The sequence below is a fragment of the Parabacteroides sp. Marseille-P3160 genome (assembly GCF_900162725.1).
Taxonomy (GTDB): Bacteria; Bacteroidota; Bacteroidia; order Bacteroidales; family Tannerellaceae; genus Marseille-P3160.
In genome coordinates this window covers 1,733,306-1,750,395 of record NZ_LT799418.1, presented here as the reverse complement: position 1 = coordinate 1,750,395, position 17,090 = coordinate 1,733,306, and the positions used below count along the sequence as shown (strand labels likewise).

13 protein-coding genes are annotated in these 17,090 nt (G+C 48.8%); 6 read left to right on the top strand and 7 right to left on the bottom strand.

Annotation, left to right across the window (positions count from 1 at the left end; genetic code table 11):
- Positions 1 to 420: 420 nt before the first annotated feature.
- The 5 genes from BQ8014_RS06985 to BQ8014_RS06965 all read right to left on the bottom strand — a co-directional run bounded on the left by BQ8014_RS06985 (position 421) and on the right by BQ8014_RS06965 (position 6,193).
- Positions 421 to 1,386: an ABC transporter permease gene (locus tag BQ8014_RS06985; RefSeq protein ID WP_080903743.1), complete on the bottom strand. Its 966-nt coding sequence runs from the start codon at positions 1,384 to 1,386 to the stop codon at positions 421 to 423.
- A complete protein-coding gene (locus BQ8014_RS06980; RefSeq protein WP_080903742.1) occupies positions 1,383 to 2,123 on the bottom strand; it encodes an ABC transporter ATP-binding protein in 741 nt (246 codons plus the stop codon). Before BQ8014_RS06980 ends, BQ8014_RS06985 begins: the two co-directional genes overlap by 4 nt.
- A gap of 4 nt (positions 2,124 to 2,127) precedes the next feature.
- Positions 2,128 to 3,279 carry an NEW3 domain-containing protein gene (locus BQ8014_RS06975; RefSeq protein WP_080905861.1) on the bottom strand — a complete coding sequence of 384 codons (1,152 nt, stop codon included), beginning with the start codon at positions 3,277 to 3,279 and terminating at the stop codon, positions 2,128 to 2,130.
- Positions 3,280 to 3,387: 108 nt separating this feature from the next.
- On the bottom strand, positions 3,388 to 5,367 hold the full coding sequence (locus BQ8014_RS06970) for a DUF4954 family protein (protein ID WP_080903741.1): 1,980 nt from the start codon (positions 5,365 to 5,367) through the stop codon (positions 3,388 to 3,390).
- A gap of 70 nt (positions 5,368 to 5,437) precedes the next feature.
- Entirely contained in the window at positions 5,438 to 6,193 is a 756-nt protein-coding gene (locus BQ8014_RS06965) for a copper homeostasis protein CutC (RefSeq protein WP_087880546.1), read from the bottom strand.
- 592 nt (positions 6,194 to 6,785) lie between these two features.
- On the opposite strand from BQ8014_RS06965, the gene thrA reads away from it, so the two are divergent.
- The 4 genes from thrA to BQ8014_RS06945 are packed head-to-tail and all read left to right on the top strand — an operon-like array spanning position 6,786 to position 12,679.
- Positions 6,786 to 9,224: a bifunctional aspartate kinase/homoserine dehydrogenase I gene (gene thrA, locus BQ8014_RS06960; RefSeq protein ID WP_080903739.1), complete on the top strand. Its 2,439-nt coding sequence runs from the start codon at positions 6,786 to 6,788 to the stop codon at positions 9,222 to 9,224.
- Between the two features lie 17 nt (positions 9,225 to 9,241).
- Positions 9,242 to 10,447, top strand: a complete 1,206-nt coding sequence (locus tag BQ8014_RS06955; RefSeq protein ID WP_080903738.1) for a cofactor-independent phosphoglycerate mutase — start codon at positions 9,242 to 9,244, stop codon at positions 10,445 to 10,447.
- Positions 10,448 to 10,454: 7 nt separating this feature from the next.
- Positions 10,455 to 11,759, top strand: a complete 1,305-nt coding sequence (gene thrC, locus BQ8014_RS06950) for a threonine synthase (protein ID WP_080903737.1) — start codon at positions 10,455 to 10,457, stop codon at positions 11,757 to 11,759.
- A 41-nt stretch (positions 11,760 to 11,800) separates the two neighbouring features.
- Positions 11,801 to 12,679: a LamG domain-containing protein gene (locus tag BQ8014_RS06945; RefSeq protein ID WP_080903736.1), complete on the top strand. Its 879-nt coding sequence runs from the start codon at positions 11,801 to 11,803 to the stop codon at positions 12,677 to 12,679.
- Positions 12,680 to 12,743: 64 nt separating this feature from the next.
- On the opposite strand, the gene BQ8014_RS06940 is transcribed toward BQ8014_RS06945, so the two are convergent.
- Positions 12,744 to 13,565: an aldo/keto reductase gene (locus BQ8014_RS06940; protein WP_080903735.1), complete on the bottom strand. Its 822-nt coding sequence runs from the start codon at positions 13,563 to 13,565 to the stop codon at positions 12,744 to 12,746.
- 164 nt (positions 13,566 to 13,729) lie between these two features.
- Positions 13,730 to 15,775: a M13 family metallopeptidase gene (locus BQ8014_RS06935; RefSeq protein WP_080903734.1), complete on the bottom strand. Its 2,046-nt coding sequence runs from the start codon at positions 15,773 to 15,775 to the stop codon at positions 13,730 to 13,732.
- Positions 15,776 to 15,950: 175 nt separating this feature from the next.
- On the opposite strand from BQ8014_RS06935, the gene BQ8014_RS06930 reads away from it, so the two are divergent.
- Both BQ8014_RS06930 and BQ8014_RS06925 read left to right on the top strand, forming a co-directional pair.
- The gene (locus BQ8014_RS06930; protein ID WP_080903733.1) at positions 15,951 to 16,295 is read left to right on the top strand and encodes a hypothetical protein; all 345 of its coding nucleotides are present in this window, start codon (positions 15,951 to 15,953) and stop codon (positions 16,293 to 16,295) included.
- A gap of 39 nt (positions 16,296 to 16,334) precedes the next feature.
- On the top strand, positions 16,335 to 17,015 hold the full coding sequence (locus BQ8014_RS06925) for a YiaD family glycine zipper/OmpA-like lipoprotein (protein ID WP_080903732.1): 681 nt from the start codon (positions 16,335 to 16,337) through the stop codon (positions 17,013 to 17,015).
- Positions 17,016 to 17,090: the final 75 nt, after the last annotated feature.

Genomic DNA, 17,090 nt, shown 5'->3' with positions numbered 1-17,090 from the left:
CATAAGTACCACTTAATAGGAAAAAGGAAGAATATTTTTATTGATTTACCTGAATTTGCATCATATAAAAAGTTTAATATTCCATAGGAGAAGGTTTGTGCTATTGTTTCAGCTTTCCAAATATCAATATTATATAAATTTCATCGGACTTTACAGAGATTCCAGTACTTAACGCTTGCTAAATTCTCATCGTATGGATGAAATCACATGATACCATCGCATACAAGAAGAAAAAAACGAAGTAAAAAACATTTCTTTTCCATTTCAATTAATTAAGAACAACCGACACCCTTACATGACAATATTGGGGATTAGCGCATTCACGATATTTAATCTGGTAAGCCCTAACAATAACGCCGAACAGTAATTCTTGCTGTTCGGCGTTTGCCATAAATGTTAATAATTCGCATCTATATATTTTTATCCCCTCGGACGGATTTCCCTTTTCATGAAAGAGACGTAAGACAGACCGAAGCAAACCAGCGTCGCCGCAATCAGGCAGGTCCATTGCGGCCAAACGACCAGCAAACTCTGTCCCAAAGGCAACGGACTCGGAATGGCTCCGTAAACCTGCTCCATCGTGAGAGGACCTAAACTACGCACCGAAGGCATCAAGAGCGTAGTCGTCGCCTCGTTGAATAGCTCTGCCGGAGAGATCCGCATCAATCCGAGCATCAGGCTCTGGTAATGCATTACCTGCGCCGGAGTCGCCATTTCGGACGGGCTGAGCGCCTTCCCGATCAGATTGATGATCATCGTATAAAAAATGCTAAAAAACAACCAGATGGCAATGCAAGCCAGGGCCGAAGTCGCCGCCTGCCGGAACCGTATGGAAAAGAAGATAGAAAGGCTCAGCCAGAAAGCAACATAAAACATACTGATAATCAAAAAGAAGACAATGCGCATAAACTCCCCTACCGTAGGAGGAATACCTATGGCTATCAGTCCGAATCCCATTACCAGAAATCCCAGCGAGAATAACAGAATGGAAATCACGATCAGAGAGGCCACAAACTTCGCATTGATCAGATAATCCCGCGGAATGGGCTGGGAAAGAATCCGGCTCAACGTCCCCCTGTTCTGTTCCGAATTAATCGCGTCGAATCCCAGGGCGATCCCCAAAAGAGGTCCCAGAAAACTGATGAAGATGACGAAAGAAGGCAGCGTCCCGTCGGATACGGTAAACAGTTTCAGGAAAAGGAACGAACCGTCGGGATCGTCCGGTTTAATCGCCTGCCCGATATTCGTCAGGGCGGTATACAAGGAACCCAGGCAGGTTAAGGCGATGATAATTCCCAAAATAAGAAATCGCCAACTCTTTATGGAATCCGAGATTTCTTTACTTACAATCACCCAGAACGGATGAATGGTCCCTGTTTTATTCATGCTTTCTCCCCTCCTTCCTCATAATATTGGCTGTAGATCTCATCCAATCCATGTTCATCTTTATGCAAATCATTCAATGCAATATCAGCGAGCAGCTTGCCCTTTTTGAACAATCCGACGCGATCGCAGACCTGCTGTACCTGATTCAAATGGTGGGAAGAAAAAAGAACCGTCAACCCCTCCTCCTTGCTTAAGCGGTGAATCAGATCCATGAAATCGCGCACGCCGGAAGGGTCGATACCTGAAGTCGGTTCATCCAGGATGATCACCTCCGGTTTCTTTATCAAGACATCCGCCAACCCGAGACGTTGTCGCATACCGCGGGAATATTTGCCGGTTTTCTTCGCCACTTCGTTCCCCAATCCGACACGGTCGAGGAGCTCCTGCGCATTTTCTTTCGCTTCTTTCCTGGAAAATCCATTGATTTCAGCCGTATAGACCAGGTTTTCCAGTCCGGTCATGTCGTCATAGAAACCGACATCCTCGGGCAAATAACCGACTTTCCGCTTGACATCCACCGGGTGGGTAGTCGAGTTGATTCCGCAAACGGTCACCCTGCCGGAAGTCGGTTCCGTCAGCCCGAGCATCATCAGAATGGTCGTTGATTTCCCCGCACCGTTAGGGCCCAGCAATCCGAAGATTTCTCCTTTACCGATGCTTAGATTCACCTGATCCACAGCGGTAAAATCACCGTATTTCTTGGTTAAATCGATAAGCTCAATAATAGACGCCCCCATCGACTTACCTCCTTCCGTATTTGCGGAATAAATAGTAGATGCCTCCCAATACGCCTAAGATCAGAGCAACCCCTAACCAACCCCACAACATCGACGTCTTGACAGCGACGCGAAATTCGGCGGCCGAAGCGACTTCCGGCGTTTTGGATTCCATTTTTACGACATAATCGCCCGGAAGCGCCTTCTTCGAGGCTTTCACGGTGGCTACGACCGGCACGCTTTCCCCGGCTTTCACCCGGTCGATCTTAGCCGGTTCGAAGGTTACCTCCCAGTCCACCGGCTTGGTAGAAGTCAACTGCACGTCCTTCAGCTCGGCCGAACCGGCATTCTTCACTTCCAGATCTATCTTTTTAGTACTTCCGACGGTAATATCCGCACTTAGCAAGCCCGTCGGGGTAGTCAGCTCCATCTGGTAAGAACCGGTGATCACCACTTCCAGTTCCAAGTCGGCGGAAGTAGAGCCGGTTGTCGCGCGTACCGGTATCTTGTATGATCCGGCAGCCACGTTGACGGGCGGAGTGATATCGACCGAAATATTGGCCGTTGCATTAGGTTCGACCTGTGCGGAAGTCGCCTGTTTGTAATCGGCTTTGAAAACCGCATTCCAGCCGCGGGGCGCATTGGCAAGCAGGGCATAAAGTTGCTTTTCGGCCGTACTGTTCTTCAATGCCGCATTGAAGGTAAAGGTCGACTTCGAGTTCCCCTCCATGTTCGGCTGGTTAGTCGTAAATTCGGTTTGGTACGTTCCCTGTTCGGAAACGACGATGGCTAAGGGAAGGCTGCCCAATCCTCCGGCAGAAACGGTGAAGTGATATCTCCCTTTGTTGACTTTGAGGGGGACTTCCACTTTCAGGGAAAAAGTCTTCTTTTCGCCGGGCAATACGGAAAGACGGTTGATTGTCCAGTTTCCCGCCTTCATCTCATGTTTCCAACTGCCCGGTAAGCCGGAAACGGAGAGACGGGCGTTTTTGGTTGTTTGGCTGTGATTAATAAGATCGATGCTATAGTCGATCGACTCCCCGGGAGGAACAGCAATCTCGGTATAGGGAGTATACAAGGCGACTCCTCGTATGGAGTCCTGTGAAAAAGATTTAATGGGAAGCCATCCCAAGAATAAGGCAAAGAACAAGGTTAAAGAATAAGTACGCATTGTCATAAAAAAACCCTCCATTAATTTTAAAATGATTATCAATACGAAGTGCAAAACTAAAGACTTACAGTATTACACATTATTAAAAATCACAAAAAAAAGACAAATGTTAAACTAACCGAGCCGCGCGATGAGTTCGTCCCCCAAGGTGTTTTTTTTGCGGATATGGAGCAATACGCTTTCTACGAAACTGTTCTTTTCAAAAACGCCGCGTACCTGCTCGAAATCCGTGATCTGATCCTCCCGGCTACCATCCACGCCGAAGCTGATGCGCGAAGAGAGTGAAAATTCTTTTTTGGTATGCTCGTAAATCATCCTGTCCAGCAAAACCACCGCCTCCTTCCACTGCCGCACGATCCGGATGATATCCTCTTTAGTGATGGTTTCCAGGGAAGTATGATAGAAAGATTGGATCTTCTCCCATGCCCACGTCCACTCCAGGGAATAATACTCCCGGTGCAAGGTTTCGAAAACAGGCTGGATCGCTTCCACCTCCCGGATTGTACCGGATTCGATCGCCCCGATCAGGCGGTCTATCTCTGTCCGCGGCGCCAGCAATCCGGCCAGATCGCACCAGTCGGACGCCCCTACCTCCGTATCCGGCCGCAGACAATCCCTGATCTCCTCCTCCGTCCGGCAGGGGCAATTCGTCAGGCGGGAAACAATGGAGTTTCCCAGGAACTTATGAATGGCCAACTCATAAAGTTGCAAGCCTTGCTTCAGCGAGGTGCTTTTAATCTTGCAACTCTGGTAGGTATAAGTATCCGAAGCCTCCCCGCAAGTCTGTTGCAGTTCCTTTAGGATACCGATCGCACGGAACATTTTCTGTATGGTATAGGGGCTGAGCAGATTGAAATTAATCTGGTCAAGCAGATGCGGATCCTTTCGCTTGTCCCGCTTCGGGAACTTTTGCGCATCCCGGATCGTACCGACGCTCCGCAGATTGATTCCGGGAATCAGTACGGATTCGTCCCGCTTCTCTATCAGATAGGAAAAAGGCAGGTCCGACGTGTCGGAATGGTGGTAGTGCCGCCCCATGATCAGGGAAAAGGCGCCGATCTTGGCCGGCCAGAGAATATAGGAATCACTCGTGGTCTTTGCCCCCCGTTCCACCACTCCCTGGTGAATCGGGCCCAGTTTGTACATATGGTTGCTCTGGTTGGATCCGGAGCCGGCGTTCATGAAGGAGAACATGCCGGCAATCAGCAAAGTGGATTTATGATGCGTCACGGTATAAGGCCCGGCAAAAATCGCACAGGCCTCCCCGTTCTCTCCCTGGCAATTGCTGAAGAAAAGGGAGTCAGTGGCCGAATAGGCATGCCCCAGATGGCAAGCCTGACCGACAAAGCAGCGCTTCAACATCGTCCCGTCCTCCACATGGGAACCGGAGCTAAGGATAAAATCTCCGGCGATAACCCCCTGCCCGACATGTACCGGATCGAAGGCGTTGCTGTTAATGCTTCCGTTCTCCAGCATTCCCGCCCCTTCGATCACGGCGAAATCCCCGATCCGTACATTCCGGATCATTCCTGTATTGACAATCCGTACCTGCTTTCCCACCGTTCCTCTATCAGAGGTATGGGATTCCACATAGGCCTGGATCATCTCCTTGATCCGCTGCACCAACAGCGGGCGGTGGCGGTAGAAAGACTGGATATAGGCCAGATGGGCCGACAACTCGTCATAGATGGTTACTTCCCTCCCGCCGGTTTCATTCAGGACGGAAACTTCCACTCCGTTCCCAAAGCCGGTGCGCCCCTCGACCAACATCGTTTGGATGTTCAGGATCTGGACATCCTCTCCGATCTCATAATTGGCAACATAATTCTGCACATTTTCAATCAATGCGTTATTGCCTATCCGGCAATTATGCAGCGTCGCATTCCGGATACCCGAATGTTGCACGAAGTTGCCGGGCAGCGTATATTCCTTCTCGAAAAAACCCAGCCGGATCTCCCCGGAAAAACGGACATGCTGTATAAACTCAGGATGAAACTCAGGATGGACCTTTACAGCCGTCCAATCTCGCGACGAACAGCCCTGTTGGTTTAATTTTTCGATTTCTTGAGGAAGTAAACTCCTATATTTTTCCATTCGTTAAAAGATTATGTAGAGTATCAATAATATAAAATCAGAATGCGTTGCTAAGATAGTTATTTTTCTGTCAACTAAATTTCCGGTTGCATAGAGCTGCCACTTTCCGGCGGTCGGTCTGCATGGTTTCGAACTCGGAAGTGACAGCGCTGCTCCCCATCGGCACCGCCTCCTTCCGGTAAGCCATCCGGCTCCGGACAATGTTCCGGGCCGAAGAATGAAACTCCGTCGCCCCGGTTGCCGCCTCTATCTGCGCAATATTCTCTTCCCTTACGCCGCAACCCGGCATAATAATGATCCGCCCGGCCGCCCTCCTGACAAGCTCGGCAATCAAGGGAATCCCCTTCACGGCATCCGACTGCTGCCCGGAAGTCAGAATCCGGTCGCATCCCGCACCAATGATTTGTTCCAAAGCGACGAAAGGATCGCGGCAGACGTCGAAAGCCCGGTGAAACGTTACCGACAACGGGCGGGCGGCCGCAACAAGCCGGTGAAGCAAGGGAACGTCGATATCCCCCGTTTCCGTCAGGCAACCGAAAACAACCCCATGCACCTTCAGCTCTTTCGCCAGTTCGATATCCAGCAACATCGACCGGATCTCCGCCCCGGTATATAGGAAATCCCCCCCGCGGGGACGGATAATTATGTTGATGTCGATGGAAGCCGTCAACTCCTGCGCCGTCCGGATCTCACCGCAGGAAGGGGTAGTTCCGCCCTCGGGAATGCCGGCGCACAATTCCACTCTGCGGGCTCCTCCGGCCTCCGCCTCTACACAACTCTGCGCCGAATTGGCGCATATTTCAATAACCCGGTTTGTTTCGCTCATCTTCATTTAATTTTTGACGAAACAAAAATAGGAAAAATAAAGCTTTCCTATACTGTCTTTCAGATAGATGTACACTCAATATCATGCTTCACCGAACCCAAATTAGTGTTTGATAGCTATAGAACAGGTGTTTCACAGCTGTAAAACACCTGTTTGACGGCTATAGAACACGTGTTCTACAGCCGTCAAACACTCAACCGGATATACCGAAAGCCGATCGCCTCAAGCATCATTTGCCAATCTCTTGCGCGTATTGCATGAAAAAGAGCGTACGGACAGCCCGGAATCTTAAGAATTAATGACTAACAAACGGGAGAGAAAAGACACTCATGGGGATTATTTTCCGGCAAATACGATTGATTTTGAAAAATAATATGTAATATTGTCCCCACATTTAGAAAGATAGAAATAATGAGTGCAAAAAATATTGCATATTATACCTGGGCATTGACAATGACCCCTGGGGGGGTTGAAAAATAAATATAAACAAGTGCAGCGGCCACGTCCTGTACTGTTGCAAACCTGAGCGCAAGAGCGCATTTCCTGCCGGGAATCCCGGCGTTTTTCCACAAATATAAATTAAAAATAAAGCATGAAAGTATTGAAATTCGGCGGAACATCCGTAGGTTCCGTGAATAGTATTTTGAGTGTAAAGAAAATAGTAGAGGCTGTAGAAGAGCCTGTAATCGTCGTCGTTTCCGCCCTCGGCGGTATAACCGACAAGTTATTATCCATCTCGCAAATGGCCGCCCAGGGGAATATCATTTACGAGAAAGAATTTGCGGACCTTGTCACACGCCACATGAATGTCATCGAGGGAGTCATCCCGGAAGACGACTTGTGCAAGAAAGTCCAGGCGGACGTATTGACCTTATTGGAGGAACTCCGGAATATTTATAAGGGGGTTTTTCTGATCAATGACCTTTCGGTGAAAACATCCAATGCGATTGTCAGCTATGGGGAACGGATTTCATCACTCATCATATCCAAGGTCATCAAAGACGCCCAACTTTATGACGCCCGCAAGTTCATTAAGACAATCAAGCAATTCAATAAGAATATCGTTGATTTCGACCTGACTAACCGGTTGATCCAAGAAACCTTCCAGACGCTGCCCAAGGTGTCGCTGGTCCCCGGTTTTATCTCTTCCAACAAGGAGAATGGTGAAATTACCAACTTGGGACGGGGCGGATCGGACTATACCGCTTCCATCCTGGCGGCAGCGCTGAATGCAAATATTTTAGAGATATGGACGGATGTGGACGGCTTTATGACGGCCGATCCCCGGGTGATCAGTTCGGCGTATGTGATCGAACAGCTGACTTTTACCGAGGCGATGGAGCTTTGTAATTTCGGTGCTAAAGTGATCTATCCGCCGACCATCTATCCGGTTTATCATAAAAACGTCCCGATCCGCGTACGCAACACCTTCAATCCGGAAGCTCCCGGCACGCTGATCTCGGGCGAACTCCCCAAGACTTCAGGAAAAGCCCTGATCAAGGGTATTTCCTCCATTAATGACACTTGCCTGGTCACGGTGCAGGGATTGGGTATGGTCGGAGTGATCGGAGTCAATTACAGGATATTCAAGACGCTGGCAAAAAACGGCATCAGTGTCTTTATGGTTTCCCAGGCCAGTTCGGAAAACAATACGACATTCGCCGTTTGTAATGCGGATGCCGACATGGCCGTCCAGATGTTGAACGAAGAGTTTGCATTGGAACGCCAGCAAGGGGAAATCAACGATATGATTGCCGAAAAGGATCTTGCGACGGTCGCCATCGTAGGAGAAAACATGAAGCGGACGCCGGGCATTGCCGGTAAACTGTTCGGAACGCTCGGAAGGGCGGGCATCAGCGTGATTGCCTGTGCCCAGGGGGCTTCGGAAACAAACATCTCCTTTGTCATCAAGCTGGAATACCTTCGCAAGGCGCTGAATTCCATCCATGACTCCTTCTTCCTATCGGAATATAAAGTACTTAACCTTTTTATAGTGGGTGTGGGGACAGTGGGCAGTAACCTGATTGAACAGATCCGCGCCCAACAGGAGAACCTGATGAAAAGCGGGCTGAAGCTGAAAGTCGTAGGCATTGCCAACTCCCATAAGGCTTTGTTCATCCGCGAAGGCATTAAGCTGGATCATTGCATTAAGGAACTGAGGGAAAAGGGAGAAGACAGCTCGACCGGTAAGTTGGTCGAGGAAGTGCTGAAAATGAATATTTTCAACTCGGTTTTTGTAGATTGTACGTCCAGCGAACAGGTGGCGGACGTATACGAAACCTTGCTGAACAACAACGTTTCCGTAGTAACCGCCAACAAGATCGCCGCTTCTTCCGCATACAGCAACTATCAGACGCTGAAAGACACGGCCCGGCGACGGGGAGTCAAGTTCCTCTTCGAAACGAACGTAGGCGCCGGCCTGCCGATCATCAACACGATGAACGACTTGATTAACAGCGGAGACCATATACTGAAACTGGAGACAGTCGTTTCCGGTACGCTTAATTTCATTTTCAATGCAATCAGCGAAGAAGTTCCTTTCAGCCGGGCGGTAAAAATGGCAAAAGAAGCCCGGTACTCGGAACCGGATCCGCGGATCGACCTGAGCGGCGTTGATGTGACACGGAAGTTGGTGATCCTCGCGCGCGAAGCCGGATACAAAGTGGAGTGCGAAGATGTAATACAGCATCCGCTCCTGCCCGCGGCCTGTTTCGAGGGTACGCTGGACGACTTTTGGACGAATATCCGGCAAGTGGATGCGGAATTCGAGGAAAAACGCAAGCAATTGGAATCCGAACATAAACGGCTCCGCTTTGTCGCCCGGATGAACAGGGGAATTTGCGAAGTGGGGCTGGAAGCCGTCGACCGCAGCCATCCCTTTTACGAACTGGAGGGAAGCAATAATATTATCATGATCTCGACCGAACGCTATCATGACTATCCGATGGTGATCAAGGGCTATGGAGCCGGTGCGGACGTGACGGCCGCCGGTGTTTTTTCCGACATCATCTCGATTGCAAATATCCGATGAATTAATCTTTTATAATAATGAAACATATTATCATACTCGGCGATGGGATGGCGGATGAACCGATCGCCGCATTAGGAGGCAAAACGCCTCTTCAATATGCGGACACGCCTTACATGGACAAGCTGGCCGCTATGGGAGTGACCGGATTGCTCAAGACGGTTCCCAAAGGATTCCATCCGGGTAGCGAGGTGGCGAACATGGCCGTATTAGGCTATGATTTGAACAAGGTCTATGAAGGGCGCGGAGTGTTGGAAGCGGCAAGTATCGGCATCGACTTGCAGCCGGGGGAATTAGCTTTGCGTTGTAATCTGATCTGCATCGAAGGCGACTTGATAAAGAATCATTCCTCCGGGCATATTTCCACGGAAGAAGCAGACGAACTGATTCGCTTTCTCAACGAAAAGTTAGGCTCCGACCGGCTCAAGTTCTATACGGGCGTTTCCTACCGCCACCTGCTGGTCATTAAGGGGGGTGACAAACGATTGGATTGTACGCCTCCCCACGATATTCCGTTGCATCCGTTCCGTCCGGCCCTCATCAAGGCGGAAGCGCCCGAAGCGGAAGAAACGGCCGCTTTGCTGAATGATTTGATTTTGCGATCGCAACAGATCCTGCCCGGCCATCCCATTAACCAGGCGCGTATCGCCCTCGGAAAAGACCCGGCAAACAGTATCTGGCCTTGGTCGCCCGGCTACCGTCCTGCGATGGAGACGATGCAGCAGATGTACGGTTTCGGCAAAGGAGCGGTCATTTCGGCTGTGGATTTAATCCGTGGGATCGGACGATATGCCGGGCTGGAAGTGATCGAAGTGGAAGGAGCTACCGGGCTTTACGACACCAACTATGAAGGGAAGGCCGATGCAGCCATCGAAGCGCTTAAAACGAACGATTTCGTTTATCTCCATATCGAGGCCAGCGACGAAGCGGGGCACGAAGGAGATGTCGACCTCAAAATCAAGACCATTGAATACCTGGACCGCCGGGCTGTCAAAAGGGTTTACGAAGCGGTGAAGGACTGGGACGAGCCGGTCGCTTTCGGAATCCTGCCCGACCATCCGACGCCTTGTGCAATCCGTACGCATACCAATGCGCCAATTCCTTTTATCATCTATAAGCCGGGGAATACGCCGGACAAGGTAACCTGTTATGACGAGTTTTCCGCGAAGGAAGGCGGGCTCGGAGTTTTGGAAGGAGATCAATTTATTCGCGAACTACTTAGATAACATAACCATGAAATATTACAGCACCAACCATTCCGTACCGCCGGTCAGCCTGGAAGAGGCCGTCATCAAGAGCCTTGCAGCGGATAACGGGCTCTATATGCCGGAATCGATCCCGGTTTTGGATCCGGCGACGATTGCCGGCCTGAAAGAACAATCTTTCCATGAAATAGCCAATACGGTCGCACAGGCCTTCTTTGGCAAAGACATGGAACCGGAAACCTTGCGGAAGATCGTGGAAGATACGCTTTCATTCGAGACGCCGGTCGTTCCGGTTAGCGATTCCATTTATAGCTTGGAACTCTTCCATGGCCCGACGCTTGCTTTCAAAGATGTGGGAGCGCGCTTCATGGCGCGGCTGCTCTCCTATTTTATACGGCAAAGGGGAATCGAACAGGAAGTAAACGTACTCGTGGCCACTTCCGGAGATACGGGAAGCGCTGTGGCAAACGGCTTCCTCGGTGTACCCGGCATCCATGTTTACGTACTTTATCCGAAGGGGAAAGTCAGCCCCATTCAGGAATGCCAGTTCACCACATTGGGGCAGAATATCACGGCGCTGGAAATCGACGGTGTCTTCGACGACTGCCAGGCGTTGGTGAAAGCCGCCTTCCTGGATGTCGACCTGAACAGGCATATGCAGCTTACTTCCGCTAATTCAATCAATGTCGCCCGTTTCCTGCCGCAGTCTTTTTACTATTTCAATGCCTATGCGCAGTTGGACCGGATCGGGCAAGCGAAAGAACTGGTCGTCTGCGTACCGTCGGGGAATTTCGGCAATATTACGGCCGGACTTTTCGCCCATAGGATGGGATTGCCGATCAAGCGTTTCATCGCGGCCAACAACCGGAATAATGTATTTTACGAATACCTGAAAACGGAAGTCTATACCCCCCGTCCTTCCGTAGCAACCATCGCCAATGCCATGGACGTAGGGGCGCCGAGCAATTTCGCCCGTATTCTGGATCTGTTCGGGTCGGATCATCCGGCCATCAGTGCCTTGATTTCCGGTTCTTTTTATTCCGATACGGAAATAGCGGAAACCATCAAGGAGATCGATGAAAAATATCATTATTTATGTGATCCGCACGGAGCTTGCGGGTATCGCGCACTGGCCGCCGGCCTGAAACCCGGTGAAACGGGAATTTTCCTCGAAACCGCCCATCCGGCGAAATTCAAGGAAACGATCGAAGGTATTCTAGGGCGGAAAATCGAAGTTCCCGCCAAGCTACAGGCGTTTATGAAGGGTACGAAACAAAACATCGAAATGTCCAAAGACTATCGTTCTTTTAAGTCGTATCTATTGGCACAATAAAAAAGTTCTGTAGGATTAATCTTTATCTAAATACTATAATTATGTCTAACTACTCTATAATACTGGTATGCATGATTTGCTCGTTCGGATTTACAGAAGCAATGGGACAAGAAACAGATAATCCTTCCTATCTGGGGAAATTTACGGCTTGTGAGAACTTTGTCGCTTTATGGGATTTCAAAGAAAAGAAGGGGGAAGTACGTTATGCGGCAGGAGATAAACAATTCCTTCTTACCGATATGACGGCAAGCGTAGACCGGATGGAAGAAGGCCCTCTTTCCGGATATTCCGCCTTCTTCGACGGTAAATCTTATTTGAAACTGGATCATAGCCAAACAGGCGCTTTAAATATTGTCTCTCCGGGAGTGACAGTCATAGCCTGGATTAAATGGACAGGAGAGCAAACCGGATTTATCGGCGGCATGTGGAATGAATATGAAGACGGTGGAAAACGCCAATACGGTTTATTTGTCTCTTTACCTTATTATAATGGAAGGGATCAAGTATGCGGACATATTTCCAAGACAGGGAAACCAACGCCTCCTTTTCCTTATTCCATTGACTATTCGGCCAGTAAACAACTGGTTCCGAAAGGCCAATGGTGTTGTGTGGCATTCACTTATGACGGTAAGTACATCAAATCGTATTTAGACGGAAAATTCGAGAAAAGAGAAGAGGAATTAATTGATCACACCAAAGGCTTTGAAGGCTATCCGGATGGAATTATCCAATCCAAAAATCCCTATTATTTCCCTGATGGAATGGGGGATAACGGTTCTGATTTTACCGTAGGAGCCGTACTGCTGAAGAGTGGAATGGGCAATTTTTTCAAAGGTCAAATCGGTGGATTAGCCATTTATTCCCGTGCGTTAACCGGGAAAGAAATAGCTTATTTAACCGAGATACCTTTAAAAAAATAAAGAGAGCCCAGGATCCTCCCCCCACTCTATCGTTTTCCACCTATTACCAAACGATGAATAAGCATCAGAAATCGAAATTATCAGGATCCGACCCTAAACGCAGATTTTTATCTAACGACGTGATTTGCTTTAGTTCCTCGGGCGTCAACTCAAAGTCTGTAATATTCAGGTTTTGGGCCTGACGTTCCCGATGCACTGATTTGGGAATAACGATCACGCCCCGCTGCAGGTTCCAGCGTAATACGACCTGTGCCGAAGTCTTTCCGTATTTTCCGGCAATATGTTCGATCAACTGATTACCCAGAACGTCCGTTTTACCGGCCCCCAAAGGCCCCCAGGCTTCGGGGCGGATTCCTTTGGCCTGGCAATAATCGATCACCGGCTGTTGTGCCAGATACGGATAACATTCGATCTGGTTTACCGCCGGGACTATTTCCGCCGTTTTCAGCAGATCGTCCAGATGATGCGGATTATAATTGCTTACGCCGATGGCTTTGGCTTTTCCTTCCTTATAGACCTTCTCCATCCGCTTCCAGACCTCGACATAATGTTCTTTGACCGGCCAATGGACAAGGTATAAATCGACATAATCCAAACCAAGGCGATTCAGGCTGGCATCGATAGCTCCTTCCACCTTACCCGAACGCTGGTCGTCATTCCAAAGTTTGGTGGTAACAAAAATCTCCCGGCGCGGAATCCCGCTGTCTTTTACGGCCTTTCCGACCGCTTCTTCATTCCCGTATATCATCGCCGTATCAATATGCCTGTAGCCGAGCTCCAAAGCTGATTTTACCGTTTCGTAAGTGATCTTCTGATCTTCGATACGAAATACCCCCAACGCGATGGCGGGTATTTCCACTCCGTTATTTAACTTAAACTTTTCCATAACTTATAACTGCTTTTTAATGATTCATTTGTCATACGACTTTTTTCGTTTTACAATAATACATTTTTTTTCGACCCGCCAGATACCCCTTATGAATAATTAGCATAAAAAAACGGGAGGCATTCGCTGCCTCCCGCCAGATAGAAAAAACTTGGAATTTTATTTTACCAGATATGTACGCGCTTTCCTTCCGGAAGATAAAGCGAATCTTTCTCAGTGATGTGGAAAGCGTCGTACCAGGCGGAAATCTGAGGCAAGGCCCCGTTTACACGCCATTTGCCCAATGAATGAGGATCGGACTTGGTCCGCAAGAGAATAGCCTCCGGACGGATATTGCCGGCCCAAACATTGGCGTAGGCCAGGAAGAAACGTTGTTCGGGCGTAAGGCCCTCCTTTTCTTCCAATGGCTTTCCCGCCGTCGCACTGCGGAATGCCTGGAAAGCAACCTGCAAACCGCCGTAATCAGCGATATTCTCACCCAACGTCAACTTTCCGTTCGCATGCACTCCCGGAGCCACTTCGATGCTATCGAAATGGGCGACCATAACGGCAGCCCGCTCGTTGAAACGCTTTGCATCTTCTTCCGTCCACCACTCTTTCAAATTACCATCTTTATCGTACTGGCGCCCCTGGTCATCGAACCCATGCGTCATTTCATGGCCGATCACCACCCCGATGGCTCCGTAGTTGAACGCATCATCCGCATTCATGTCGAAGAACGGATATTGCAGAATCCCGGCAGGGAAACAGATTTCATTCGTTGTCGGGTTATAGTACGCATTGACCGTCTGCGGTGTCATTCCCCATTCGGTCCGATCCACCGGCTTGCCCGCTTTACCGAGCATATATGCATACTCGAACTTATTGGAACGGATCACGTTAGCAAAATAAGAATCATCCTTGATTTCCAATGCCGAATAATCTCTCCATTTGTCCGGATATCCGATTTTAATGATAAAGGCGGACAGTTTTTCCTTTGCTTTTGCTTTAGTCTCATCGCTCATCCAATCGACATTCCGGATACGTTCGCCCAGGGCAGTCTGCAAATTCCGGACTAAGGCAAGCATCCGCTCCTTGGCTGCGGCGGGAAAATACTTCTCGACGTACATCTGTCCGACCGCTTCCCCCAGCATTCCGTCCACTGCGGAGACGGCGCGCTTCCAGCGGGGTCTCATCTCCTGGATGCCGGCCATCGTCTTGCTGTAGAAGTCAAACTGGGCGGCATAGAATTCATCGCTCAGGGAGGAAGCCGACGCATCAAGCAACTTCCATTGCAAGTAAGCCAGTTGCGCATCCAATGGCTCCGAATTGATAATAGTAACCGCCTCTTTCACAAAAGCAGGCTGCCCGATATTGATCTCTTTCAGATCTTTCAATCCGACCGTGCTGAAATAGGCGTCCCAATCGTACGAAGCGTATTGCTTTTTCAATTCGTCATAGGTCAGCTTGTTGTAATTGGCTTGCGGATCTCTCAGTTCCACACGGGAACGCGAGGCCTTCGCCAAGCGCGTTTCGATGTCCAGCACCTGTCCCATCGCCTTCTCGGCGGCAGCCGGATCGAATCCGGCGAGCTTAAACAGATTGACGACATAAATCTTATACTTCTCGCGAATCGCTTTTGTCTTGTCGTCATTATCTAGGTAATACTCCTTCTCTCCCATGGACAGACCGCTCTGGTAGGTCTGCACGATGTTCATCGCACTGTTTTTATCATCCGCCCCCACGTAAAGGGCAAAGAAGGGAGCAGCTCCCGATTCCTGCAACCCGGCAATCAGGACAGGTAGTTCCGCTTTCGATTTTACGGCTGAAATCTTATCCAGATAAGGTTTCAACGGGGCAAACCCGTCTTTGTTCCGCTTAACGCTATCAATTGCAATTTTATACAGATCGCCGACTTTTTGGGCGATTGAGCCGGCCTCATGCGACTCTTTGGCCAGGCCTTCGATCAGCTCCCTCAACTGTTCGCGGTTATTTTCAGCCAATTGGTCGAAAGAACCGAAACGGGAATACTCACCGGTCAATGGATGCGCTTTCATCCACCCGCCGCAAGCATATTGATAAAAATCATTTCCCAGACTCGCAGTCGTATCCAGGTTGGCAATATCAATCCCTGCCGTCAGTTTTTGTTCCTGCGTCTTACCGCCGTTGCATCCTGTGGACAATACACAGAGCGCCAGGAAAGGAACATAATAATGCATTTTTAAATTCATCTTTAAAAGTTTTACAGTCCAAAGCGAACTCAGTCGCCTTTCTTATTTTGAAAACAAAGTTATTCTATTTTCCGTATTTAACCGAGTTTATAATCAATTGTTTTCGTCGTTTTCAAAGACTTTTTCGTATCTTCGCCAAGGCAATAGAATATAAACAATTTAAATTTAAAATGTTATGAGCCAAGACAATGAATTTTTATATGATGAAGATGATTCCGTCGCTTTTATTCAAAACTACCTTCCTCAGGACTTAAAGGAAAAGTTCAGCAAAGATGACATCATCTATATTGTCGATTTGATTTACAATTATTATGAATCGAAGGGTTATCTGACTGAAGAAGAAGATGAAGAAGATGAAGAAATTGATAATGACGTGGAAATCGATGAAGAGGAATTACTGGACTATGTTGTAAAGAATGCCATGAAAGACGGAATCGGGAAATTCGAGGCCGAAGAGATCAAGCAGATCGTACACGGTGAACTGGAATATTGCGACTCCATCAACTTATTTGACGAATAATTGTTTTATTAACATATAAATTAAAAAGAATATTCAAAGATGAAAAGCGTTAAATTATTTTCGATTTTGGCTCTATGCGGCGCATTAATTTTATCAGGTTGTGCCTCGATGAACAACACGACCAAGGGTGCGGCCATCGGAGTAGGTGCCGGAGGTGCAGTGGGTGCCGGAGTAGGTGCAATAGCCGGTAATACGGCCTTAGGCGCCGTAATCGGCGCAGCAGTAGGCGGCACAGCCGGCGCGTTGATCGGCAAGAAAATGGATAAACAAAAGCAACAACTGGAACAAACTTTACCGGAAGACACGAAGGTGGAAACGATCAACAACGGCGAAGCGTTGAAGGTTACCTTCGATTCCGGCATTCTGTTTGCAACCAATTCCAGCACGGTCAGCGAGGCTTCCAAGACTGCTTTGCGCGGCTTCGGAAGTAACTTGAACGCCAATGCGGATACCTATATCAAAATCATAGGCCATACGGATAATACCGGAAAGGTAGATTATAACCAGACCTTGTCCGAAAAACGCGCCAAGAGCGTATATGACTACCTGACTTCCCAAGGTGTCAGCACGAACCGTATGACATACGAAGGAAAAGGGATCCACGAGCCGGTTGCCGATAACAGCACTCCGGAAGGCCGTTCGCTTAACCGCCGGGTAGAAATCGTAATTCTGGCAAATGAAAAAATGATTCAGGAAGCACAACAGGGAACGTTGAAGTAAAGAGAACGCCCACAAAGAAAAAGGCCCGGAGAATCCTCTATTCCCGGGCTTTTTTCGTTATTTTTGTCGAAAATA